22 protein-coding genes and 2 pseudogenes are annotated in these 24,263 nt (G+C 67.8%); 14 read left to right on the forward strand and 10 right to left on the reverse strand.

The window, feature by feature from the left end:
• Positions 1 to 47: 47 nt before the first annotated feature.
• Positions 48 to 944: a carbon-nitrogen hydrolase family protein gene (locus ACFTZB_RS07385; protein ID WP_378430802.1), complete on the reverse strand. Its 897-nt coding sequence runs from the start codon at positions 942 to 944 to the stop codon at positions 48 to 50.
• A 3-nt stretch (positions 945 to 947) separates the two neighbouring features.
• Positions 948 to 2,453, reverse strand: a complete 1,506-nt coding sequence (locus tag ACFTZB_RS07390; RefSeq protein ID WP_378430804.1) for an APC family permease — start codon at positions 2,451 to 2,453, stop codon at positions 948 to 950.
• Between the two features lie 127 nt (positions 2,454 to 2,580).
• Between ACFTZB_RS07390 and ACFTZB_RS07395 the strand changes: the two genes are divergently transcribed.
• Positions 2,581 to 3,174, forward strand: coding sequence for a TetR/AcrR family transcriptional regulator (locus ACFTZB_RS07395; RefSeq protein ID WP_378430806.1), 594 nt, complete (start codon positions 2,581 to 2,583; stop codon positions 3,172 to 3,174).
• A 58-nt stretch (positions 3,175 to 3,232) separates the two neighbouring features.
• On the opposite strand, the gene ACFTZB_RS07400 is transcribed toward ACFTZB_RS07395, so the two are convergent.
• Positions 3,233 to 3,622, reverse strand: a complete 390-nt coding sequence (locus ACFTZB_RS07400) for a hypothetical protein (protein WP_378430808.1) — start codon at positions 3,620 to 3,622, stop codon at positions 3,233 to 3,235.
• 276 nt (positions 3,623 to 3,898) lie between these two features.
• Entirely contained in the window at positions 3,899 to 4,876 is a 978-nt protein-coding gene (locus ACFTZB_RS07405) for an Lrp/AsnC family transcriptional regulator (RefSeq protein WP_378430810.1), read from the reverse strand.
• A 111-nt stretch (positions 4,877 to 4,987) separates the two neighbouring features.
• Here ACFTZB_RS07405 and ACFTZB_RS07410 point away from each other — a divergent pair, with 111 nt between their 5' ends.
• Both ACFTZB_RS07410 and ACFTZB_RS07415 read left to right on the forward strand, forming a co-directional pair.
• The gene (locus ACFTZB_RS07410) at positions 4,988 to 6,418 is read left to right on the forward strand and encodes an amidase (RefSeq protein WP_378430812.1); all 1,431 of its coding nucleotides are present in this window, start codon (positions 4,988 to 4,990) and stop codon (positions 6,416 to 6,418) included.
• Entirely contained in the window at positions 6,415 to 7,869 is a 1,455-nt protein-coding gene (locus ACFTZB_RS07415) for a short-chain fatty acid transporter (protein WP_378430814.1), read from the forward strand. The genes ACFTZB_RS07410 and ACFTZB_RS07415 overlap by 4 nt, the downstream gene beginning before the upstream one ends.
• Before the next feature lie 6 nt (positions 7,870 to 7,875).
• On the opposite strand, the gene ACFTZB_RS07420 is transcribed toward ACFTZB_RS07415, so the two are convergent.
• Positions 7,876 to 8,331 (reverse strand): hypothetical protein, encoded by a 456-nt coding sequence (locus ACFTZB_RS07420; RefSeq protein WP_378430816.1) that lies wholly within the window; start codon positions 8,329 to 8,331, stop codon positions 7,876 to 7,878.
• Between the two features lie 143 nt (positions 8,332 to 8,474).
• Between ACFTZB_RS07420 and ACFTZB_RS07425 the strand changes: the two genes are divergently transcribed.
• The 3 genes and pseudogenes from ACFTZB_RS07425 to ACFTZB_RS07435 all read left to right on the forward strand — a co-directional run.
• A complete protein-coding gene (locus ACFTZB_RS07425; protein ID WP_378430818.1) occupies positions 8,475 to 9,674 on the forward strand; it encodes a DUF222 domain-containing protein in 1,200 nt (399 codons plus the stop codon).
• A gap of 582 nt (positions 9,675 to 10,256) precedes the next feature.
• Complete coding sequence (gene ltrA, locus ACFTZB_RS07430) at positions 10,257 to 11,540, forward strand: group II intron reverse transcriptase/maturase (RefSeq protein WP_378430820.1); 1,284 nt, start codon at positions 10,257 to 10,259, stop codon at positions 11,538 to 11,540.
• Between the two features lie 59 nt (positions 11,541 to 11,599).
• Positions 11,600 to 11,740, forward strand: a pseudogene (locus ACFTZB_RS07435) (HNH endonuclease); the annotation flags it as partial.
• 243 nt (positions 11,741 to 11,983) lie between these two features.
• Here ACFTZB_RS07435 and ACFTZB_RS07440 read toward each other — a convergent pair.
• The 4 genes and pseudogenes from ACFTZB_RS07440 to ACFTZB_RS07455 form a co-directional block, all read right to left on the reverse strand.
• Positions 11,984 to 12,226 (reverse strand): annotated as a pseudogene (locus ACFTZB_RS07440) (nucleotide pyrophosphatase); the annotation flags it as partial.
• A 22-nt stretch (positions 12,227 to 12,248) separates the two neighbouring features.
• Positions 12,249 to 13,145 (reverse strand): hypothetical protein, encoded by an 897-nt coding sequence (locus ACFTZB_RS07445; protein ID WP_378430821.1) that lies wholly within the window; start codon positions 13,143 to 13,145, stop codon positions 12,249 to 12,251.
• A gap of 85 nt (positions 13,146 to 13,230) precedes the next feature.
• The gene (locus ACFTZB_RS07450) at positions 13,231 to 13,626 is read right to left on the reverse strand and encodes a universal stress protein (protein WP_378430822.1); all 396 of its coding nucleotides are present in this window, start codon (positions 13,624 to 13,626) and stop codon (positions 13,231 to 13,233) included.
• A complete protein-coding gene (locus tag ACFTZB_RS07455; protein WP_378430823.1) occupies positions 13,623 to 14,627 on the reverse strand; it encodes a 2-hydroxyacid dehydrogenase in 1,005 nt (334 codons plus the stop codon). Before ACFTZB_RS07455 ends, ACFTZB_RS07450 begins: the two co-directional genes overlap by 4 nt.
• Before the next feature lie 353 nt (positions 14,628 to 14,980).
• Between ACFTZB_RS07455 and ACFTZB_RS07460 the strand changes: the two genes are divergently transcribed.
• The 8 genes from ACFTZB_RS07460 (at position 14,981) to ACFTZB_RS07495 (ending at position 23,751) form a co-directional block, all read left to right on the forward strand.
• Positions 14,981 to 16,561, forward strand: coding sequence for an ABC transporter substrate-binding protein (locus ACFTZB_RS07460; RefSeq protein WP_378430824.1), 1,581 nt, complete (start codon positions 14,981 to 14,983; stop codon positions 16,559 to 16,561).
• Positions 16,562 to 16,627: 66 nt separating this feature from the next.
• Positions 16,628 to 17,554, forward strand: a complete 927-nt coding sequence (locus tag ACFTZB_RS07465) for an ABC transporter permease (RefSeq protein ID WP_072949493.1) — start codon at positions 16,628 to 16,630, stop codon at positions 17,552 to 17,554.
• Positions 17,555 to 17,566: 12 nt separating this feature from the next.
• Positions 17,567 to 18,580, forward strand: a complete 1,014-nt coding sequence (locus ACFTZB_RS07470; protein WP_378430825.1) for an ABC transporter permease — start codon at positions 17,567 to 17,569, stop codon at positions 18,578 to 18,580.
• Complete coding sequence (locus tag ACFTZB_RS07475; protein ID WP_378430826.1) at positions 18,577 to 19,593, forward strand: ABC transporter ATP-binding protein; 1,017 nt, start codon at positions 18,577 to 18,579, stop codon at positions 19,591 to 19,593. Before ACFTZB_RS07470 ends, ACFTZB_RS07475 begins: the two co-directional genes overlap by 4 nt.
• Before the next feature lies 1 nt (position 19,594).
• Positions 19,595 to 20,605 (forward strand): ABC transporter ATP-binding protein, encoded by a 1,011-nt coding sequence (locus ACFTZB_RS07480; RefSeq protein WP_378430827.1) that lies wholly within the window; start codon positions 19,595 to 19,597, stop codon positions 20,603 to 20,605.
• Positions 20,602 to 21,318, forward strand: a complete 717-nt coding sequence (locus ACFTZB_RS07485) for a sulfite exporter TauE/SafE family protein (RefSeq protein WP_378430828.1) — start codon at positions 20,602 to 20,604, stop codon at positions 21,316 to 21,318. The genes ACFTZB_RS07480 and ACFTZB_RS07485 overlap by 4 nt, the downstream gene beginning before the upstream one ends.
• 121 nt (positions 21,319 to 21,439) lie before the next feature.
• On the forward strand, positions 21,440 to 22,777 hold the full coding sequence (gudD, locus tag ACFTZB_RS07490) for a glucarate dehydratase (RefSeq protein ID WP_124395297.1): 1,338 nt from the start codon (positions 21,440 to 21,442) through the stop codon (positions 22,775 to 22,777).
• Positions 22,777 to 23,751 carry a 2-hydroxyacid dehydrogenase gene (locus ACFTZB_RS07495; protein WP_378430829.1) on the forward strand — a complete coding sequence of 325 codons (975 nt, stop codon included), beginning with the start codon at positions 22,777 to 22,779 and terminating at the stop codon, positions 23,749 to 23,751. The genes gudD and ACFTZB_RS07495 overlap by 1 nt, the downstream gene beginning before the upstream one ends.
• A 176-nt stretch (positions 23,752 to 23,927) precedes the next feature.
• Here ACFTZB_RS07495 and ACFTZB_RS07500 read toward each other — a convergent pair.
• Positions 23,928 to 24,263 (reverse strand): hypothetical protein (locus ACFTZB_RS07500; protein WP_378430830.1); only part of this gene is annotated, 336 nt, incomplete at its 5' end.

Consider the following 24,263-nt stretch of genomic DNA (forward strand, 5'->3'; position numbering starts at 1 on the left):
CCGGGAAAGGCGGGTCCTTCGGTCACCGCCCCTCCCCGGGAAACGTGTCAGCGGGTCGTGGCCGCCGGAATCGGCGCGGCGTCGTCGTGCCACGGCGGTGTCCGGATTCCGGCGCCCTCGTACATCGGGAGTCGGATGTCGCTGCCGTACCGGGCGATCTGATTCCAGGGTCGGTTGAGACCGAACGTGCCGTAGGTGCGGACCCGGGTCACGGCGTCGAGGTCGAGGGTGTCGACGAGGATCTCCTCGCCCGAGCCTGCCTGCTGGCGGATGATGCCCTCGGGGTCGACCACCACGCTCGCACCGACGCCGGCCGGGTCGGCGCCGTTGACGTTGACGACGTAGACCTGGTTGGTCCAGGCGTTGGCGCGCGAACAGACGAGTTCCATCTCGCGGTCGCGGGTGGTGGTGAGGGTGGGTTGGATAATCACTTCGGCGCCGAGCCACGCGAGTTGGCGTGCGGTCTCGGGGAAGGAGCCGTCGTAGCAGATCGCCAGCCCGATCCGGCCGGTGCCGGGGATGTCGAAGACGACGAATTCGCTGCCGGGTGCGGTGTGCTCGTAGGGCTGCCAGGGGAAGACCTTGCGGTAGCGGGCAACGACCTCACCGAGCGGCGACACGGCGACGGCGGTGTTGTAGATCCTGTTGTCGGCGCGTTCGTAGAGGCTTCCCGGCACCAGCCACAGGCCGGTCTCCTCGGCGAGCGCGCAGATCCGGTCGAGGTGGGGGCCGTCGAGCGGCAGGGCCACCCGGTCCATCCAGTCGGAGCGGGACTCGAGGAGGGGCGCCTCGGCGGCCAGCAGGAGTTCGGGGACCACGACGAGTTCGACGTGCGGGAAGGTGTCGCGCACGGCGCGGATCTGGTCGGCGAACCGCTGCCAGGTGGCGTCCACGTCGAACGGGATCGGGGCGGTCTGGATGGCGGCGATGGTCAGTGTGCGCATGGTTCAGTCCTCGGTGACGGTCAGTCGGGTGACGGCGGTGCGGCCGTCTCGGAAGAAGCGGCGGAACCGGGTGCGGACGAGCACCATCGCGACGGCACCGACGGCGATCGAACCGACACCGAGCAGGAACACCCCGCCGATGCCGTGGAACGAGGTCGCCCCGTAGTCGGGGGCGAGCATGTCGTGGGCGCTGCGCGCGAAGGCGGCGAGCATGATCGCCGCGCCCAGTGCGGGCAGGATGCCTCGGAGGAACAAGTCGCGCGGGGAGTCGGTCAGGCGGTGCCGGAAATACCAGACGCAGGCGAGGCCGGTGACGCCGTAGTAGAACGCGATGAGCAGGCCGATCGACAGGATGGCGTCGCCGAGGAAGTCGCCCGAGACGAGTGTGAGGGCGGTGAGCAGGACCGCGGCGGCGGCTCCGAAGAACACGGTGCCGAACGCGGGGGTGCGGTGGGTGGGGTGAATGCGGGTGAAGGCGCGGGGCAGTGCGCCGTGCGCGCCCATGGACAGGGTGGCGCGTGAGCTCCCGATGATGCAGGTGAGCAGCGCCGAGATCGCCGACACGCAGATGGCGAGTTCGACCACCTTCGACAGGGCGGTGCCGAGTACCGGCGGCCCGAGGGTGGCGAGGACGTCGCCCGCGTTGTCCGGATTGCCCAGGCCCAGACCGTCGGTGCCGATGCCGGCGAAGCTGATCGCGGCGAATCCGGTGAAGAGGTACGTGCCCAGGAGGACGAGGGTGGAGATCACCGCGGCCTGGCCCGGGATGCGGTCGCTGTCGCGGGTTTCCTCGTTGACGGTGATCAGCGCGTCCCACCCCCAGTAGATGAACAGGCACAGCAGTACCGCCTCGGCGAAGGGGCCGAAGCCACCGAATGCGAGGGGATTGAGCCAGGACAGGCTCGGTGCGGACGCACCGTCACGCGCGAACGCGGCGGCGCCGAAGCCGAACAGGGCGACCACTTGCAGTCCCAGCAGTACGTACTGCACCGACGCGGCGAGTTGCAGACCGCGGTAGGCGATGGTGGTGACGGCGGCGACGATCAGGATCGCGGTGACGATCACCGCGACATCGTCGGTCGCCAGCGAGTCCAGGCCGAGCACGGTCAGGAGGTACCCGGCTCCGACCCGGGCGAGTGCCGTCATCGCGATGAGCGTGGCGATCTGTACCACCCAGCCGCCCGACAACCATCCCGCGTGCGGGCCGAACGCGCGGGTGGTCCAGACGAACGTGGTGCCGCAGTCCGGCATTTCCCGGTTCAGTTCGCGAAAAGCGAACGCGGTCAGAAGGATCGGCACGAAGCCGAGAAGCAGGGCGGCGGGTGCGAGGTTGCCGACGACCATCGTCACGAAACCGAGGGTGACGGCGATGCTGTACGCCGGCGCGACCGACGACAGGCCGAGCGCGACGGCGGCGAGCAGGCCGACGGAACCGCCCTGCAGGCCCTTTCCGGTGGGTGCCTGCGGTGGGTCGAGGCTTGTCTCTGCGTCGGTGGGATTGGTCGGCACGGTGACTCCTGAGCTCGAATGGATTCTTTAAACAGAAATTTAAGAACAGTGCGATCTACGTGTCAACAGCTGGGCAGGTACCGTCTAAATTTCTATATAAGAACTCGGCGAGAGTGGGGCGAAGGCAGTGGCGCGGAAGAAGGACCAGGGAGCACGCCGGGCCGAACTGGGCGAGGCCGTCCAGCGGGCGGTGCTCGCGCGCGGACTGGAGGGGGTGCGTCTGCGCGACATCGCGGAGCAGGCCGGGGTCACGCCCGCGGCGGTGCTGTACTACGGCGACCTCGATGCGCTGATCTACGAGACGTACCAGCGGGCCATCGAGCGTTTCAGCCAGGAGCGCGAGCGCGTCGCCGAACAGTTTTCCGACGCGCGTGACCGCCTCCGCGCCTGCATCGACCACGGCGTCGCCAGCGGGCCGGACGACGAACTGGTCCGGCTGCTGTTCGAGTGCTGGCCGCGATCGCTGCGCGACGCCAAGGCTGCGGCTCTGGACAGTTCCTTGACCGAGCGCCAAATTGCCGTCTACTACGGCATTCTCGTCATCGGGCAGACGCAGGGCCACTTCGTGCTCACCGACCCGCCGCGCATGCTCGCCGCCAATTTCGTCGCGATGGAGGACGGCTACCAGATGGAGGTGCTGGCCGGGCGGCGCAGCCGCGCCGAAGTGATCGCCAGCCTGCACTCCTACGCGCGCGTGGCGACGGGCCACGATCTGGGCTAGGTGGAGTAGGGGACTGGGGGACGGTCCGCGGCCGGCCGGTGACGAACGCCGGTCGGGGTTACTGCGTGAGGTCGAGCATGCCCGGTGCGGTGGGGTGCTGGTCGCCGGATCCGGCATCGAGGTCGTCGGCGACCCCGGCGATCGGCATCGCGGCGAGGGCCTGGTCGAACGCGTCGGCGAGCCACTCCCCGGTCACCTCTACCAATTGCACGTCGTCGGCGTCGGGATTCCGCTGGAAGAACCGCACGACCCACGGGTTCTGTGCGTCCGGATCGGAACTGAGATCCCCCGGCGCGTTGGTGGCGAGCAAATGGATGCCGCGCTCGAAATCGACCCGGACGGCGTAACCGGCGCCGGTGTTGACCACGGTCGCCGGGCGATGTGCGGCCAGGGCCAGTGTCGTCAGTGCGTCGGCGTAACGGGTGGTGTGCTCCACGGTGAGTGGCATGAGCGAGCACCTTTCGGCTGTTGTGACCGTCGCGCCGCCCGCGGTCTTCGTCATGCAGGCACCCCGCAGATCAATGGGCCGGACGAACAGACTTCCGGCAGATCACGAGAAAATCGATGGAAGGGGCGTCCTCGCGCACTGTGCGCGATCGCTACGCCAGAACGGAGTACGGACACGTCGGACGTCCCGCGAACTCGGTAGCTGTGTACTCAACTTCGACCAACCGTACGGTGCGAGGCCCGGATGTGCGACACGGGGTCGCCCGCGGGTGGTCTTCTACCCGAGATCGCTCGCGAGGACGCGGCTCTGTTTGAGGGTTTCCAGGATCAGCGAGCTCTCCAACCGGTCGACGTGCTCGAGCCACTCCGCTTCGAGCATCAATTCGCGCAGGGCTTCCTTCGACGGCAGCCGGAAGTCCGCGACGATCTGGTGATCGCCCATGATGATCGCCGCGTACCGGAGGAACGGCTGACCGGCGAGCGCCTCGGCGACCGCCGACACCCGCGACGGTTTGGTCCGGATCCACAGCAGCGCGGCGACGGGCAGGCCGATCAGCGCCGGGTCGAACACCGCGCGAAACGTGAGCAGCCCGGACTGCCGCATCTTGTCGAGGCGTCGTTTGACGGTCTGTTCGGAGATGCCCACGAGCCGGGACAGTTCCTCGAAACTCGCCCGGCCGTTCTCGACGACCAACCGCACCAGTGCCTTGTCCTCTCGGTCGAGGACGACCGGGTCGGTGAATTGCGGCCAGCGGGTTTTCGGGATCCGGCGGATCTGGGCGGTCTGTGTTTCGGTCAGGATTCCCGGTTCCCAGTCGTGAAGCGTACGTATGTATTCGAGCACCGGCGAGATGTCCATCTGCAGAAAACCCGACGGCGTCGCCATTTCCTGCAGGAAGAGACGGGACTGCCGGCGGCGCGGAGCCCAGATGTCGGCATAGCAGTGCTGCGGTCCCGACAGGACGTAGACCGTCACGCTCTCCGGTCGGTGCGCGAGCGCGACGGCCGCCGTCAACGTGCTGTCCGGCCGGCACCGCCCGTGGACGATGAACGGATCGGAGTCGGCGGTGCGGTGCGGGTCCGCCATCCCGCGAACCTCCACCATCCCCGTCTCCAGCAGTCGCGAACCCCGGCGTGCCACCGTGCGCTCGGCCTCGCCGAGGGCGGCCGCGATCGTCGACCACGTCGCGCGGCCGTCGACGATCAGCGCGGCGATGATCTTGCGGTCCAGGGGATCGGCTGTGTGTTCCGGCATGATCGGCCAATCGTACGGCTGAATCCTCCATATTGCTGGATTTCATTGCTTGAATCCGACGCCGGAGTGACGCTTGGGGCCGAAACTGACGTTCGTCGATGAGGAGCCCCGATGTCCGATCTGATCCAGAAGCCCGCACGCGAGGTCGTCCGGTTGCTACGCGAAGGAACCGAGACGCCGACGAGCGTTCTCGAGGCCCTCCGCAGGCACGTTGCCGACGCAGACCGGCAGGTCAACGCCCTCCCGATCCAGTTCTTCGATGCCGCCGCCGAACGCGCGGCGCGGTTGGAGGCCGAAGTTCCCGATCCGGCCGGGCGCGGCCTGCTCGCCGGACTACCGGTCGCGGTGAAGGACTACAACGACGTGGCGGGGCAGCGCACGACGCACGGCTCGCCCCTGTTCGCCGACCACGTCGCCACCCGGTCCGACGCGATGGTGAGCGTCCTCGAGAACAACGGCGGCATCCCGTACGCCAAGTCCAACGTGCCCGAGTTCGCCGGCGGTCACACGTACAACACGCTGTTCGGGCCCAGCCGTAACCCGTGGAACCTCGACCGTTCGGTGGGCGGTTCCTCCGGTGGTTCGGCGGCCGCGCTCGCGTCCGGCAGCGCCTGGCTGGCGACCGGCAACGACCTGGGCGGCAGCCTCCGCACCCCGTCCGGATACAACGCGACCGTCGGTCTGCGCCCGACTCCCGGGCGGATCCCGCGCCGCAGGCCCGCCATCCCGTTCGACCCGCTGTGGGTGGAGGGGCCGATGGCACGCGATGTCGGTGACGTCGCCCTGATGCTGGACGCGATGGTCGGGCACGACCTGCACGACCCGTTGACGACACCGGAACAGCCGCGGTCGTTCCTGGAACGCCTGACGACGTTCGACCCGCCCGCCCGCGTCGGATTCAGCCCGGACCTCGGGTGCCTCCCGGTGGAGCCGGCGATGCGCCGCGTCTGCGGTGACGCGATGAAACATTTCGACGCACTGGGTGCCGACATCGTGACGGACTGCCCGGACTTCACCGGCGCCTACGACGCCTTCCAGGCGTTGCGCAGCCATCTGGTGGCGGCCGTGCACGGCGGGCTTCTCGCCGAGCATCGCGGCGCGATCAAGCCCGACATCGTCTGGAACATCGAGCGTGGACTCACCCAGTCCACGGAGACGCTGCTGTCGGCGGAACGCGTTCGCGGACAACTGTTCCACGAGATCGCGGACTACTTCGAGACCCACGATCTGCTGGTGATCCCGTCGGCACCGCTCGATCCCTTCCCCGTGGAGTGGACGTATCCCGAACGCATCGACGGCGTGGAATCGCGGACGTACATCGACTGGATCGCGATCACGTTCTGCGTGAGTCTCACCGGATGCCCGGTCGTTGCGCTCCCGTGCGGATTCTCCGACGCCGGACTGCCGGTGGGACTGCAGCTGGTCGGTGCGCCGGGGCAGGAGGCCCGGCTGCTCGCGCACGCGCAGATGTTCGAGTCCTCGGTGGGCATCGCGGCAAGCCTTCCGATCGTGCCACGTCGGCCGAAGGTGGCGACATCATGAGCAGCACAGTCGAATCCGAGATTCGCGACGAGGAACAGCAGGACGCCCGGGAGGGTTTCCTGGCCCGGGTCGCGCTGCGGTTCGCGTCGGTCATCGAGCGGTGGTTCCCGGACGCGTTCATCTTCGCGCTGCTCGCGGTGGCGTTGGTGGCCGGGGCCGCGCTGGCCATCGGGGCGTCGCCGGCGACGGTGGCGACGAACTTCTCGACCGGTTTCTGGGATCTGATCCCGTTCACGATGCAGATGGCGATGGTCGTGGTCACCGGCTACATCGTGGCGTCGTCGCCACCTGCCGAACGTCTCATCACGCGGCTCGCGGCGATACCGCGCACTGCCCGCGGCGGCGTCACGTTCATCGCGGTAATCAGCCTCGTGACGTCGATGGTGAACTGGGGTTTCGGACTGGTCTTCGCCGGTCTGCTGGCGCGGGCGATGGCGCGCCGCACCGCACTCGGCCTCGACTACCGGGCAGCGGGCGCGGCCGCCTATCTGGGAATCGGCGGAATCTGGGCGCTCGGGCTGAGCTCCTCGGCGGCGCAGCTGCAGGCGAATCCGAAGAGCCTCACCCCGGAGCTGCTCGCGATCACGGGTGTCATCCCGTTCCGGGACACGATCTTCCTGTGGCAGTCGCTGTTCCTCGCGGCGGTGATCTTCGTGGTCAGCATCGTGATCGCGTATCTGTCCGCGCCGCACAAGGCGAACTCGGTGACCGCTGAGGATCTGGGGGTGGACGTCCACGACGTGTCGCCGCCGCTGCCGAAGCGGGAGCGTCCCGGCGACTGGCTCGAGTACAGCCCGGTGCTTCCGCTGATCGTCGGTGCGCTCGTATTCGGCTGGCTGCTCCGGGAATTCGCGTCGAACGATCCGATTCTCGTGATCTCCAACCTGAGCACGTACAACCTGCTGTTCCTGACGTTGGGCATGCTGCTGCACTGGCGTCCGCGGCGCTTCCTGCTCGCGGTGAGGAACGCGGTGCCCGCGTGCGCGAGCATCCTGGTGCAGTTCCCGTTCTACGCCGGGATCGCGGCCATCATGACCCGGGCGCAGGACGCCGACGGCAACACGGTGGCGCACTACATTTCCGAGGGCTTCGTCAACATCGCCTCGCACGGCACGTTCGGATTGGTCATCGGTATCTACTCGGCGGTGCTCGGATTGTTCATTCCGTCCGGTGGCGGCAAATGGATCATCGAGGCCCCGTACGTGATGCAGGCGTCCAACGACCTTCAGGCGCATCTCGGGTGGACGGTCCAGATCTACAACGCCGCGGAGGCACTGCCCAATCTCGTCAATCCGTTCTGGATGCTGCCGCTCCTCGGCATCCTGGGCCTGCGCGCCCGGCACCTCGTCGGGTTCACCGCGGTGCAGCTCGTCTTCCACCTGCCCATCGTGCTCGGACTGTTGTGGTTCCTCGGCAACACGCTCACCTACCACCCGCCCGTGCAACCCTGACCGGCGCTACAGGTTGTGGTCGCGTTCGAGGAGGGCGTCGAGCCACAGCAATGCTTCGACGAGGGCCTGCACCCGTGCGAGTTCGGTGTCGGCGGGCACGGGCGGCGGGGGATCGGATCCCGCCCCGTGCCTGCCCTGCAGGTGACTCACGACGGCGCTGAACAGCCATTCGGCGGGCGCGGGCAGCTCGTCGTTCAGCTCGGGTGCGTCGTGCACGACGGGGACGACGCTGATGAAGCTGTCGACGGCGTCGGTGACACTGGCGGTCGGGTCCGCGACGAGGTCGGCGATGGTGGCGACCATCCACGTCACGACCGCGGTGAACGCCGCGCCGTCGCCCCCGGTGCCGCAGGTGATCCGCGAGATCTCCCGGGCGAGCGCGTGGAAGTCGCGGTCGCCGACCAAGGTCAGGAGGCGACCGCCCAGTTGTGCGCCGTCCGCGCGATCGGGCCCGTCGATCATGGCTGTCCCACGGCAGGTATTCGGCGCCGTCCCGGTTGCGGATGGGGCGGGGCGGACGGCCCGTGGCTCGACCACTGATTTCACCAATGTCCGGCGCGGAATTCGACATTGACTCGAACAGTTGTTCGAACTAAGATCGGTGCATGGGGATCGGGGAAGATATCCAGGGGGCGTTGTCGGACGAAATCCTGACAACTGCGGTCGGTGATGCGTGGCGTATGGCCGAGGTCGAATTGCTCGACTCGGTTGTTCGTATTTCGGACGAGATTCAGAAACTCGAGGCGCTGCGCGTCAAACTCGTCGGTGCCGTCGACCATCGCTGCACGGTCGATGTGCTGGGATTTCCCAACGTCAAGATGTGGCTGGCGTCCAAGACGCTGCTCGAGGTGGGTGCGGCGGGGCGAATCGTGATGCTGGGCAGAGGTTTGCGACGCCAGCCGGAGATCGCGGACGAGTTCTATGGCACCAACATCTCGGCGGAGCACGCGGCGCTCATCATGAAGTTTTGCGAGAGGCCGCCGAAAGGTATGCCGCGCGAGGCGCTCGATGATTGCCGAAATGCGTTGCTTTTCGCGGCATCCGGTCCCACGGCTAACACGGACGCGTTGCGCGCCGTCATCGCCAGGCTGGAACGTATCTTCGAATCCGACGATCCGCCGCCCAGTGAAGACACCGAACTCAACGAGTTCCACGCCTGCAAGACGCTCAACGGACGCATGGCAGTTAAAGGTGACCTCGACGCAGTCACCGGCGAAATGCTGCTCTCGGCATTGTCCGGTCTGTCCAAGCCGCGGCCGGCGCAGGACGGAACCAAAGACACCCGCACCCCCGGGCAGCGGCGGGCCGACGGGTTCACCGAACTGCTGCGCCGCTACCTCGACTCTGGAATTGCCGGTGAAGAGGGCGGCGAGCGGCCGCACGTCTCGCTGCATGTCAACGTCAAGGACCTGGCCGACCATGCCGACCGCACCGACTGCGGTGCGCGAGGAGCGCAGGGGGCCTCGGCGACGGAGGAGTCTCTGTTCGCAGTCGACGGAGTGGCGTGGACGGAGTGGATGGGACCGCTGAGCATCAAGATGGCCCGCCTCGTGAGCTGTGATTCGATCTACACGCCGATCGTGCTCGACGGCAACGGAGCACCACTCGACCTCGGAGATTCCACCCGTACCGTCACCAAGCGGCAACGGAAAGCGTTGGTGGCGAGGGATCGTGGATGCGCCTTCCCCGGATGCGGTGCGCCGCCGTCATGGTGCGAGGGTCACCACATCGTCCATTGGTCCGAAGGTGGGCCGTCCGACATGGGTAACCTCTTGCTGCTCTGCGGTTTCCATCGTGTGTCCTGAATACGAGAGTGAGGTTCTGATGTAGAAGCTGAATCTTGCTGTTGTAGTGCTGTATCGAAGATGAAGGTAGGTCCTTCGGGATCGCCCGGCAGAGGGTGGTTCCAAACCGCCATGAGCTGCTGCGGTGAATGAGCCGTGGTGGTGAGCGTCATGGAAAAGTCGCCGCAATGACGGCGGCAGGTGGGGGTCGAGAAGGCGAACGCGAGTGAACCACTGACGACGTGTCGTAACGCATGAGATGACATCAAAACCGGGGACTGGTGAATTTCCCGGGATGAGCCGAGGGGCCATCTGCCTCCTGCCTCGGTGGTGTCCGGCATATAGGTGGCGCGAGCTCGACCAGACGGCTTCGATACGGAACAGGAGAACTCCTCGCCCCGAACCGGCGAACGCATTGCGCTCGGCGAGAGGGACACCGCCAAGACGTGAAGAGCGTTGAGGCGGTCGGTGATACCGATCTGCGGGGCAGGAGGGCGGACCGGCCCGTAGTAGCGGTGATGTTCCTGTAACGGGGGCGGAGCAAAGGGGTCGGGTCGTTGAGTGTCGATTCACAGATCAACCGACATCGTTTGGGAGGAATCTTTGGTCGCCACAAGGCCGGAGGGCAAGGCGTTTGACATTTCCAAACACCTGGTCTGGGCTGCGTACCAGAAAGTGAAGGCCAACAAAGGCGCTGCCGGGATCGACGGGCAGTCGTTGGCGGATTTTGCACAGGACGAGAAGAACAACCTGTACAGGATCTGGAATCGGATGTCGTCGGGATCGTACTTTCCGCCGCCCGTCAAGGCGGTGGAGATCCCGAAGGCTGGCGGGAAGGGTGTGCGGGTGCTCGGCGTGCCCACGGTCGCGGACAGGATCGCGCAGACGGTAGTGACCATGGTCCTCGAACCGGAGGTGGAACCGGTGTTCCACCCCGATTCGTATGGTTACCGGCCCGGGCGCTCGGCCCTGGACGCGGTCGCGGCGTGCCGGCAACGGTGTTTCGAGCAGTCCTGGATGATCGATCTCGACATCGAAGGATTCTTCGACAACGTGCCGCACGAGCCGATTGTCAAGGCGGTCGCGCATCACACCGACCTGCCGTGGGTGCTGCTGTATGTGCGTCGGTGGCTCACGGCGCCGATTCAACAGTCGGACGGCACCCTGGTGTCCCGCGATCGCGGGACCCCTCAGGGGTCCGCGATCTCTCCATTGTTGGCGAACCTGTTCATGCACTATGCGTTTGATCGGTGGTTGCATGAGACCCAGGAGGGGGTCAGGTTCGAACGGTATTGCGACGATGCGATCGTTCACTGCGGCAGCGAGAAGCAGGCGAAGTTCATTCGCAATCTGATTGCTGGCCGATTGTGGCGGTTCGGGCTGCGGCTGCACCCGGACAAGACGCGGATCGTGTACTGCGCCCAGGACGGGCGGCCTCGTATTCCCGATGTCGGGGTCGAGTTCACCTTCCTTGGCTACACGTTCCGGCCGCGGTATGCACGCCTGCGGGACGGCTCCTGGAAGACGGGTTTTCTTCCGGCGGTCAGCAAGCAGGCGCGCAGGGCGATGTCCGCCACCATCCGTGGCTGGCGGCTCGGACGCCGTACCGACCTCTCTTTCAAGCAGATCGCCACGATGATCAACCGGATCGTGGCGGGCTGGATCAACTACTACGGGCGCTTCTACAAGTCCGAGTTGATCGGCTTCCTGGCCGAAGCACTCAACCGCCATCTGGTGAGTTGGGCATGCCGGAAATACAAACACCTGCACCGCTACAAGGCGAAAGCCCGACGTAGGCTGGCGGACATCGCCACTGCCTACCCGGGTATGTTCGTCCACTGGCGACATGGTGCCTTGCCCGCCGGTTCAACGGCGGGAGCCGTGTGACGGGAGACTGTCACGCACGGTTCTACGAGCGCCGGGGGGTGAAACTCCCCCCGGCGACTCACCACCGTCTGCTCCACCACAGTGACTGGGAGATCGTGATGGGGGCCGATCGGCACCCCACGTTCATCCCGCCGCGGCAGGTCGACTGGGAGCGGAAGCCGATCCCCGCTCACAACCGGGCCGGGCCCCGGGCATCCTGACCACAGAACACAACACACCATGCCGACTCGGCGACAGGACAGTCCCTGTCGCCGCGCCGGCATGCCATCGTCTGGTCACTCATCAGATTCCGAAAGACCGCAGACAGGCATCGCTTCCGACTCGATTGTGCCGTCTTCGCCTGCCTCGGGACGGACGCTGACGAGGTCCCGACCACCACCTGCCCCGCGGGTGGATCGACCGCCGACACCCGCGTGGACAGCCCTACCACCGGTCCACGCGCGTCACCGATTGTCCGCATGGGTGGTGTTGTCCTGCCTCGTCGCCGCTGCGCCTGATTCCGGCGACAGATCTCGCCAGCCGACGAGCACGTGGTGCACGGCTTCGGCACCGTGCAGCGGGTCGAGCGCCACGGACCCGCCGGGGGCGGCGACGAGCAGAAAAGCGATCCCGGGATCCTCGCGCAGCACGGTGAACAGTCCGGGGTGTGCGGCCTCGATGGCGTCGACGTCGGCGCGTCCGGGCAACGCACCCGGGCGGCGATCTCGGCTAACTACCGAACGGAATGCACAGAGAACCCGTGCACGCTGTGGTGGCGGCGACGGAGAACGGCTGGTCGAGTCCGGCGGCCAGAACGGTGGGGGTTCCCCCGGTGGCGGGCAGGGAGATCACGGAGCCGTTATTCGAGCCTGCGTCGCCCGCGGCCGCGACGTACACCGTGCCCGCCGAGACGGTGAGACCGAACGGGCGGACGAGCCCGGTCGTCAGGACGGTGGGGGTGCCGCCGGTGGCGGGCAGGGAGACTACGGATCCGTCACCGGCGACCGCGACGTGGAGGGTGCCGCCGGAGACGTCGATTCCCGCCGGGAGATTCAGGCCGGCAGCCAGCACGGTGGGGGTGCCGCCGGTGACGGGCACGGCGACGACGGAACCGGTGCCGGGCGTCCCCGCGCCGGCGACGGTGACGTAGAGGGTGCTCCCGGAGACGGCGACCCCGACCGGTTGCTGGAGACCGGTGACGACCGGGCTGGGGGTGCCACCGCCCGCGGGCAGCGCGACGACGTTGCCGGAATCGAACTCGGTGACGTAGAGCGTCCCGCCGGACACCGCCACGTCGAACGCGTTACCGAGGCCGGTTGCGAGGGTGGTGGGGCTACCGCCCGCGGCGGGCACCGACACGACCGAGGCGCCGGCGGTGACGAACAGCGTGTCACCGGACACCGCTATCCCGCCCGGTCCGGCGATCCCGGTGGCCACGGTGCCCGGGGTGCCGCCGGTGGCGGGCAGGGACAGCACGGAACCGGTGCCGTTCTCGGTCACGTAGAGCGTGTTCGCGGCCGGCATCGCCGAAATGGCGGGTGCGGCGGCCACCGCGGTGGCGAGGATCAGCGCCCCAGTGGCGACGGCCGCCCGACGGCCGAGTCGGGTGAACGGTGATCGACGCATCGGCAGTCCTCTCGTGGCCCGTGCCCGGAAGAATACCGCCGCCGCAGCACGATCCACCGCGATTCCGACACTTCGCCGGGGCGGCTCAGACCTCCGCGGCGACCGGCGGCTTGACCCCGACGACCGGGCACTGCGCCTCGAGGAGCACGCGCTGGGCGACGCTGCCCATGAGGAGTTTGCCGACGGGGGAGCGGCGCCGCATGCCGAGGACGAGGAGTTCGGCGGCGGCGTCGTAGGACGCGTCGATGAGGTTGTCGGCGTGGGAGCGGCCGGGTTCGTTCCGTGCGATGCGGTAGCCGACGCCGGCTGCGTCCGCTTCCTCCCTGGCGGAGTGCAGTTCGGCCTCGAATCCGGGTGCCGAGGCGTTGTCGCCGTCGGCGATCACCACGAGATCCGTTGCGCGCATGCGGGCTTCGGTGAACCCGAAGGTCAGGGCGCCACGACCTTCGACGGTCGGAACGTAACTGAGAATGACGGTCATCGTGACCTCGGCTCGAGAACGGGGGTGGTCAGGGTGCCCTGGGCGAGGTACTCGTCGAGGTTCTGCAGGGTCAGAGCCTCCATCGCGGCGCGGGTCTCGGTGGTGCCGCTCCCGACGTGGGGGAGGAGGACGACGGTGTCGAGCGCGAGGAGTGCCTCGGGAACGTGGGGTTCCCGGGTGAACACGTCCAGCCCGGCGCCGGCGAGTTTGCGTTCGGTGAGCAGTTCGACGAGCGCGTCCTCGTCGACGACGCTTCCGCGTGCCACGTTGATCAGATACCCGTCGGGTCCGAGTGCTTCGAGAACCTCTCGGTCCACCAGCTTCTGGGTTCCCTTGCCGCCGGCCGCGGCGACGATCAGCACGTCGACCCCGGCGGCGAGTGCGGCGGCCGAGTCGACGTACGCGAACGGCGAACCGGGGACCTCCCGCCGATTGTGGTACGAGATCGTGCAGCCGAAGCCGGTGAGGCGGGCGGCGATGGCGGAGCCGATGCGGCCGAGGCCGACGATGCCGACCCGCGTGCCGCTGACCTTCCGGGTGAGGGGGAAGTTGCCCTCGGCGGGCCAGCGGCCTGCCCGCACGAAGCGGTCCGAGGCGGAGAATCCGCGGAGCGTGTCGATGAGCAGTCCGACGGCGGTGTCGGCGACGCAGTCGGTGAGGACGTCGGGGGTGTTGCTGACGCCGATTCCGAGTTCTTCGGCGCGCTCGACATCCGTTGTGTCGTAACCGACTCCGAAGTGCACGATGGCGCCGAGGTTCGGCAGTTCCGTCATCAGGGCGGCGTCGACTCCGGTGCGTCCGGACGTCACGACGGCGGTGACGGTTTCGCCGTGCTCGGCGAGAAAGCTGTCCCGGTCTTCACCGACGGGGAGGGCGAGGGCGTCGTACTTCTCGGAGAGGGTTGCGGTGAGCGACGGCTTCAGCGGCCCGACCTGCAGAACCCGCCCTCCTGAAACGGTCTGTGCGGCAGCTTCTTTCACGGACGCCTCTGCGGTCACCATCGTGCCTCCTGACGAGTGGCGACGCGGCTGTCCGCGCCGCCGGTTATCGGTAAGTTAAGCGTCCCTCGGAATACCTGTCCAACACGTAAATAACATGGATCGATACTGAAACGGCATCAGTCGGCGGCGTGCTGACGTGCGCAGATCCCGAATCGTCCCGTATGCGCCGGTCAGGGGCTCGCTGGGTGATCGCAGTCTCCTCGATATCGCGCCTGTGACGGCCCTCACGAGCCGTTTTGTGCCGTCACCCCCTGTTGACGGCTCCTCCGGGCCGCTCATAGCGTGTGTCTACCGTCACAGGCGGGCCCTCTTCACTCGCGTCGAGTACGCGACACATCCCTACGGAGGACACCATGAGCCCTGCACGTTCGTTGCAGCAGGGAACCCGTTACCGCGTCGTCGCCGTGGCCACCGCCGCGCTGACGGTGCCGGCTCTGGCCGCAGGTTGCTCGGTGGCCAATTCGAGCCACAGCGACGCTGCCAGCCCCGACACGTTGCGGATCGTGCTCCCGCAGGAGCCGCCCACGCTCGAGCCCTGCGACGCCTCACTCACCTCGACCGGAGTCGTCGTCCGCTCCAACATCACCGAGCCCCTGGTGGAACGCAACGCCGACACCGGCGACCTCGAGCCGAAGCTCGCCGACTCGTGGGAGCAGACGTCGGACACCGTCTGGACGTTCCGGATCCGTCCCGGTGTCACGTTCAGCGACGGCAGCGCGTTCGACGCCGAGGACGCCGCGTTCTCGATCGACCGCACCGTCAACTCGACGATCGGCTGCGACGTCGACGGGTACGTCTTCGGCGACGACGCACTCGTCGTGAACGCGGTCGACTCGTCGACCGTGACGGTCCGGACGCCCACCGCAGACCCGATCCTGCCGCTGCGGATCTCGTTCGTGGAGATGGTGCCGTCCACCACCGACACCAAGGACAAGGTGCGCGCTCCCATCGGCACCGGCCCCTACAAGATCGACTACTGGGATCACGGCCAGCGGCTGTCCCTGGTCCGCAACGACACGTACTGGGGCACGGCCCCCGAGTACGCGCGGGCCATCTACCAGTGGCGCGCCGAGGGCAGTGTGCGCGCGGCGATGGTGGTGAACGACGAGGCCGAACTCGCCACGTCGCTCGGCCCGGAGGACGGCGCCGGCGATCTCGGTGCCGCCTACCCCAACAACGAGACCACCGCGCTGCGTATCGACGGCAGCCAGGCGCCGCTCGGCGACTACCGCGTCCGCGAGGCCATCGACCTCTCCGTCAACCGCGCCGGGATCGTCAAGGCGCTGTTCCAGGGCCTCGGCGAGCCGGCCGGGCAACTCGTCGGCAGCAGCATCGTCGGGTTCGACCCCGACCTTCAGCCCACCCCCTACGACCCCGACCGCGCCGCGCAACTGGTGGCGGAGGCCAAGGCCGACGGCGTTCCCGTCGACAAGCAGATCCGGCTGATCGGGCGCACGGGCCAGTTCCCCAAGATCAACGAGACCGTCGAGGTGATCCAGAACTCGCTGAGCAAGGCCGGCCTGAACGTGAAGATCGAGATGATGGACACGGCGGCTCAGCTGGAGTACCAGGTCCGGCCGTACCCGCAGAGCGGGCCGGTGATGCTGGTGATCCAGCACGGCAACCAGGCGGGTGACGCCCAGTTCACCGTCGATCAGTACATGCGCAGCGACGGTTACCAGAGTTACTTCGGCACAACAGTTTACGACGCGCAGATCGACGCCGCCGAGAAGCTCGTCGGCGACGCCCGCCAGGACGCGTTCGCCGCGGTGCTCGCCAACGAGCCGAAAGAGATCCGGCAGTTCGCGTACATCGCCCACATGAACGGGGTGCTCGCCAAGTCCCCGACCGTGCAGTACACGCCCAACTCCGCGACCGGCGACGAGATGCGCCTGAGCGAGATGACCCACGCGGACACATCCGCAAACGGCTAAACCCTCTTCCCAGCCCCCGGAGGAATTGTGATGTCCCAACCGAACCCGATCCGAAGGCGGTGAGTCATGTTCGCCTTCCTGCGCCGACGCGTCTACACCAGCCTCGTACCTCTCCTCGTCGTCCTCTTCGGTGTGTTTCTGCTCGCCCGCCTCACCGGCGACCCGACCAACCTCTACCTCCCGGTCTCCGCGACCCCCGATCAGCGCGCCGAGTTCGCGGCCGAGAACGGCCTCGACAAGCCGGTGCTGAGCCAGATGGCCGACTACCTGTCCGGGGTCGCCCACCTGGACTTCGGGGAGTCGCTGCGCACCGGTGAATCCGCCGCGACCATGGCGCTGCGGGCGTTCCCCGCCACGTTGCAGCTGGCGTTCTTCACGATGCTGCTGGCGATCATCGGCGCCGTCGTGATCGGCTGCTGGGCGGCGTACCGGCCGAACTCGCTGGCCGACCGGATCTCGAGCCTGCTGTCGATGACCGCGGCCAGCATCCCCGACTTCTGGTTCGCCATCACCGGCGTATGGATCTTCGCGGTGGTGCTGGGGGTGCTGCCCACGTCGGGCACCGGAAGCGCGCTGTCGTGGATCCTGCCGATCGCGACCCTGCTGATCCGCCCGCTGGGGGTGCTCACCCAGGTGGTGCGTGGCGCGATGGTGTCGGCGCTGTCCGCACCATACGTACGTCTTGCCCGCAGCAAGGGTGCCGGCGACCTGCGCGTCGTCACCCACCACGCGCTCCGCAACGCCGCTGCCCCGGCGCTGACGGTGGCCGGCGACCTGACCGTCGGCCTGGTCAACGGCGCCGTCGTCGTCGAGGCGATCTTCGGGTGGCCCGGCATCGGCAAACTGATGATCGACGCGATCCTGCAGCGCGACTTTGCGGTCCTGCAGGCGGCGGTGCTCCTGACCGCGGTCAGCATCTTCGTCCTCAACATCCTGATCGACGCGGGCTACGCACTTCTCGACGCGCGTGTCCGCGAGAAGACCAAGGTCTAGGAGGCCGCCGACATGTCCATAGACAACGCTCCCCGCCTCGACGGAGCCGGCGACGTCCACCAGGGCCTTGACGAGACGCCGCCGACCCCGGCAGCTCCCGCGCCCAAGCCTGCACGGAACAAGACGCCGTTGTGGAAACTGCTCCTGCGGGACCGGATGGCCACGGTCGCGGCCGCGATCCTGGTGTTCGTGTTCCTCGTCGCCGTCTTCGGCCCGTGGCTGGTCGGCGACGCCGCGACCGATCAGAACCTGGACCAGTCCAACCTCGCCCCGTTCCACGTGGCGAACGGGTGGATGAACATCCTCGGCACCGACCCGCTCGGACGCAGCATGCTCGCCCGGTTGATCGTCGCGTGCCGCACCACCCTCCTGGTGGCGCTGCCCGCGGTCGCGCTGTCCTGCATCGTCGGTTCGCTCATCGGCATGTGGGCCGGTTACCACCGCGGCTGGCGGGAAACGACGGCGATGCGCGTCGCCGACGTCATCATGAGCTTCCCGTCCCTGCTGATGGCCGTCGTCGTCCTGTACGTGTTCTCGCCCAGCGCGGCGAACATCGTCCTGGTGCTGGCGATCACCCGCATCCCGATCTATCTCCGCACCGCCCGCGCGGAGTCGGCGGAACTGCAGAGCCGGTTGTTCGTGGACGCCGCACGCACGTTCGGCGCCGGCAGCGGGGCCGTCATCCGCAGGCACGTGTTCCCCATCCTGTTGCCGACTCTGCTCACCGTCGCCACCCTGGACTTCTGCTACGTGATGCTCGCCGAGTCGTCGCTGAGCTTCCTCGGCATCGGCATCCAGCCGCCCGACATCAGCTGGGGCCTGATGGTGTCCCAGGGCCGGACATACCTGCAGACGGCGTGGTGGCTGTCCTTCTTCCCCGGGCTCGCCATCGTCATCACCACCGTGTCGGCGACCGTGCTCGCCGCGTGGGCCCGGATCGCCACCGACCCCGCCCAGCGCTGGCGCCTGACCGTCCCGCGGTCGCGTCGCTCCCGGCTGTTCCCCACCCGAAAGGTCGTCTCATGAGTGCACCTGCACCGGCTGTCGAATCACCCGACTTCGCAGACATCGACCGCGTCGCACTCGAGGTCGCGGATCTCACCGTCGACCTGCGCACCCCCTCGGGCACGGTCCGGGCCGTCGACCACGTGTCGTTCACCGCGCGACGCGGGGAGACCCTCGCGTTGCTCGGTGAGTCGGGGTGCGGCAAGTCGATGACCGCGCAGGCGCTCGTCGGCCTGCTCGAGCCGATCGCCGACGTCACCGACGGCTCGGTCCGCCTCGGCGACGTCGACCTGGTGACGGCGAAGGCGAAGACCCGCCGTGCTCTCGCTGCGACCGAACTCGCCATCGTGTTCCAGGACGCGCTGACCGCGCTCAACCCCGTCTATACCGTCGGCAAGCAGTTGGCCGAACCGTTCCGGATCCACCGCGGGCTGTCCGCGAAAGAGGCGCGACGCGAAGCGATCTCGCTGATGCAGAGGGTCGGGATTCCCGAACCCGAATCGCGCGTCGACTCCTACCCGCACCAGTTCTCCGGTGGCATGCGGCAGCGCCTGCTGATCGCGATGGCCGTCGCGCTGAGCCCGACGGTCCTGCTCGCCGACGAGCCGACCACTGCACTCGACGTCACCGTGCAGGCGCAGATCATGTCGCTGCTGCGGGACCTGCGCACCGAGCACGACATGGCCGTCATCCTCATCACCCACGACCTCGCGCTGGTGGCGGAGGAGGCCGACCGCGTCGCGATCATGTACGCCGGCAACGTCGTCGAGACCGGACCGGTCGCCGAGGTCTTCTCCTCGCCGCAGCACCCGTACACCAAGGGCCTGCTCGATTCGGTTCCCGTGCACGCGGTCCGCGGCGAGGACCTGAAGTCGATCGGCGGCACCCCGCCCGACCTGCACTCCATTCCGTCCGGCTGCGTCTACCAGGCGCGCTGCCCGCTCGCCCGCGACCTGTGCCGCACCACCCGCCCGCCGCTCGCCGGCGTCGCGGCCGGCCGCCGCTCGGCGTGCCATTTCCCCGAGGAGGTCTGACATGTCCGAGTCGATTCTGAAGGTGCGGGGCCTCACCAAGACGTTCAAGGTGCCTGCCAACGCGGCGGGCAAGAACCAGTTGCGTGCGCTCGACGGCATCGACCTCGACCTCGCCCGCGGCGAAACGCTCGGGCTCGTCGGCGAATCGGGCTGCGGCAAGTCCACCCTCGCTCGGACGCTGATGATGCTCGAGCGTCCCGATTCCGGTTCGGTGACGTGGGACGGCATCGACCCGTTCTCGCTGAAGGGCAAGGACCTGCTGGCGCTGCGCCGCCGGGTGCAGATGGTGTTCCAGGACCCGTACGCGTCGCTGAACTCCCGGATGTCGGCGGCGGACATCATCGCCGAGCCGTGGCGCACCCACAAGACGATGTACAAGACCAGCCGCGACCGGGCGGCGCGGGTGCGCGAACTGCTGCACCTCGTGGGGCTGCGGCCGAGCGACGAGCACCGCTATCCGCAGGAGTTCTCCGGCGGTCAGCGTCAGCGTCTCGGGATCGCCCGCGCCCTGGCGCTGAACCCGAGCGTCGTCATCTGCGACGAACCCGTGTCGGCCCTGGACCTGTCGGTGCAGGCTCAGGTGCTCAATCTGCTGAACGACCTGCAGAAACAGCTCGGCATCTCGTACGTGTTCATCTCGCACGACCTGTCCGTGGTCCGGCACGTCGCCGACCGCGTCGCCGTGATGTACCTCGGCCGGATCGTGGAGACGGGTGCGACGGACGCCGTCTTCGACCGTCCCGCCCACCCGTACACCGAGGCCCTGATGTCGGCGGCACCGAAGTTGGACGCCGACTCCCGCGGCAAGCGGATCATCCTCGAGGGTGAGGTTCCGTCGCCGCTGAACCCGCCGTCGGGCTGCCGGTTCCGCACCCGCTGCGCCCACGCGACAGACATCTGCGCGAGCACGGTGCCGCCCGCCGCCGTCGACGCGCGCGAAAGCGGCCACGTCGCCGAATGCCACCATCCTCGTCGTCCGGTCGCGCTCGGCGTGCCGGTCGCGGTCGGGTGAGCGGGGCCGGGTTCGCGGTCATCGCGCTCGCCGTCTTTCTCGCCTCGTGCATGCAGGCGTCGATCGGATTCGGGATGGGCATGCTCGCGGCACCGGTCGTGGCGCTCGTCGATCCGAGCCTGCTGCCCGGGACGCTGATCATGACGGCGACGGTCGTGACGGTGATGGTGGTGTGGCGGGAACGGGAAGCGCTGGACCTGACCGGCACGGGGTGGGCTCTGGCCGGTCGGGTGCCGGGCACCATCGCGGGTGCGTTGCTGCTGGTGGTGCTGCCGGAACGGGGGTTGTCGCTGCTGCTCGCGGGCGTGGTGCTGTCCGGGGTCGTTTTCGCGACCCTGGGCTGGGCGCCGCCGCCGCGACGCCGGAACCTCGCCGTCGCCGGGGCCGCGTCGGGTCTGCTCGGCACGGCCACGTCGATCGGCGGACCGCCGATGGCGCTGGTGATGCAGGGGTCGAAGGGGGCGCAGCTGCGCGGCAACATGAGCGCGTTCTTCCTGGTGGGCTCCACGCTGTCGGTCGCCGTTCTCGCCGCGACGGGTTCGGTGCATCGCGAGTCGGCGGTGATGTTCGCGTTGCTCGCCCCGGTGACGGTGCTCGGATACGCGGCGTCGCGGTTCGTGAACCGCCACCTGGACGCGTCTCGCCTGCGCCGGACGTCCATCGCGGTGTCCTGTGTGGGCGCGTTGATGCTGATCGGACAGCAGCTTCTCTGATGCAGTATCTGCATCGTTCGATGCTCAACAAGTCTTGGACATGTATCGATCGGGCCACTTAGAGTTTTCGTTGTGAGGCGCCTCACGGGCGGCGCTGCGCTGTGAAGGAAGGTTTCGGAAGATGAGTACAACGAGCACCCCGGTCGTCACCGACATGCGAGTGGTCCCGATCGCGGGACACGACAGCATGCTCCTGAACCTGTCCGGCGCGCATGCCCCGTACTTCACCCGGAACCTGGTGATCCTCACCGATTCCGACGGCAACACCGGTGTCGGCGAGGTCCCCGGCGGTGAGCCGATCCGGCGTACCCTCGAGGACGCCCGCGCCATCGTGACCGGGCGCAGCATCGGCGAGTACAACGGCGTGCTCGCCGACCTGCGGCGCACGTTCGCCGACCGCGACTCCGCAGGCCGCGGCAACCAGACGTTCGACCTCCGCGTCGCGATCCACGCCGTCACCGCCGTCGAGTCGGCGCTCCTCGACGTTCTCGGGCAGCACCTCGGTGTCCCCGTCGCGGCCCTGCTCGGCGACGGTCAGCAGCGCGAGAAGGTGCAGGCTCTCGGCTACCTCTTCTTCGTCGGTGACCGCAACAAGACCGACCTGGACTATCAGTCGGGTGCGGGCGAGTCCGACGACTGGCTGCGCCTGCGGCACGAGGAGGCGCTGACGCCGGACGCCGTCGTGCGGCTCGCCGAGGCCGCCCAGGCGCGATACGGGTTCGCCGATTTCAAGCTCAAGGGCGGCGTCCTCGCACCCCGCGAGGAGGCGGCGGCCGTCACGGCGCTGGCCGAGCGGTTCCCCGACGCCCGGGTCACCCTCGACCCCAACGGCGGGTGGCTGCTGTCGGAGGCCATCGAGACCTGCCGCGGGCTGAAGGACGTGCTCGCGTACGCCGAGGACCCGGTCGGCCCCGAAGGCAGCTTCTCCGGCCGCGAGGTGATGAGCGAGTTCAAGCGCGCCACCGGACTGCCGACCGCCACCAACATGATCGCCACCGACTGGCGCGAGATGGGGCACACCATCCGCTCCGGCGCCGTCGACATCCCCCTCGCCGACCCGCACTTCTGGACGATGGCCGGATCGGTCCGCGTCGCCCAGCTCTGCGATGCGTGGGGCCTCACCTGGGGATCGCATTCCAATAACCACTTCGACGTGTCGCTCGCCATGTTCACCCACGTGGCCGCCGCGGCCCCGGGCGACATCACCGCCATCGACACCCACTGGATCTGGCAGGACGGTCAGCGGATCACCAGAGACCCGTACGAGATCGAGGGCGGCTACCTGACGGTGCCGTCGACGCCGGGCCTCGGGGTGGAACTCGACATGGACCGGGTCGAGGCCGCCCACGAGCTTTACCTCCAGAAGGGGCTCGGCGCACGCGACGACTCGGTGGGCATGCAGTTCCTGGTGCCCGGCTGGTCGTTCGACAGCAAGCGCCCGGCGCTGGTCCGCGCCTGATGAAGATCGTCGTCGGCGACCGGAACCTGCTGCCGCATCGCGAACTGCTCGAGTCGGGGCTGCCGTCCGGCGCCGTGGTGTCGTGGCATCGGAAGTTCGACGAGTCGGCGATCGTCCCCGACCTCGCCGACGCCGACGTGTACGTGGGCGGCCGGTTCACCGCCGCGATGGCGGCCGCCGCACCGAAGCTGCGGCTGCTGCACGTCGCCGGCGCGGGCACCGACAACGTGGCCTTCGACGCCCTTCCCCCCGACACCCTGGTCGCAAACACGTTCCACCACGAGGACTCGATCGCGGAGTACATCGTGTCGTCGGCGCTGATGCTGCGCCGCGGATTCCTCGGTCACGACCGCGCCCTCCGCGGCGACGTGTGGGCGACATCGGTCTACGACGACGCGATCGCGCAGTCCCGGTCCATGCGTGGCGCGCGGGTCGGGTTCGTCGGCTTCGGTCACATCGGCGGGAGATCGTGGAGCCTGCTCCGCGCGTTCGGTGCAGTGGGCTGCGCGGTCACCGGGCGGGGAAATCTCGACGCCGACGCGGAAGGCCTCGAATGGGCGGGCGACAACGCGTCGCTGCTCCGGCTCATGACCGAGTCGGATGTCGTGGTGGTGTCCGCGCCGCTGAACGATCACACCCGCGGCATGATCGGCGGGCCGGAACTCGCGGCGCTCGGACCCGGCGGAGTCCTGATCAACGTCGGGCGCGGCCCCCTCGTTCGGGAACAGCCGCTGTACGACGCACTGGCGTCGCACCGGATCGCGGCCGCGGCCATCGACGTCTGGTACTCCTATCCCGATGCCGGCGGTCACGGCGCGCCGAGTGCACTGCCCTTCCGCGACCTGCCGAACGTCCTGATGACCCCGCACTCGTCCGGCGTCACCGACCACACGTTCCTCGGCCGCGTCCGCGACATCACCGACAACATCCGCCGGCTGGACACGGGGCAGACGGTCCTGCGCACCTGTCGTTGAGAACGGCGAGAGTGGCAGAACCTGAAGGATCGACGGCCGGAATCGCTGCGACCAGGCGATTTGGAAATCGGCGCACGGTTCGCGTAACTTATTCCGAGTCAGAGCGACACGGACACCGACCTTCACCGCAAGGTGAATGCCACGAGGTTGTACGAAGTGCCTGGCCAATCCGAAGTTCACCATCGTGTATGGTTGTGCTTCAACCCCGGAATGTCTTCAGCGGGTGCCGGTTTGCGCCGGTCAGCCCAATGAGATAAGCTGGAAAAGTTGCCCCGGAGCGGCTGGCGAGTGAGCCAGAAGTGATGGTGTGCGCGTGTTCTTTGAGAACTCAACAGTGTGTCGATGAATGTCAGTGCCAAATGTTTTTGGTACTCCGCATCACGAGTGTTCAACCGCCTCTTGGGGTTTGGTTGATGTTGTGGTGTGGGTATTTGCTGGCCCTTCTCCTTCTTCCGTCGGTGGGGGGTCAGTGTTTGATAGCTAGTTTGAGTTTTTTTGCTAGTGATTTGACT

Source organism: Rhodococcus sp. NPDC057014, assembly GCF_042673295.1.
Classification (GTDB): domain Bacteria; phylum Actinomycetota; class Actinomycetes; order Mycobacteriales; family Mycobacteriaceae; genus Rhodococcus_F.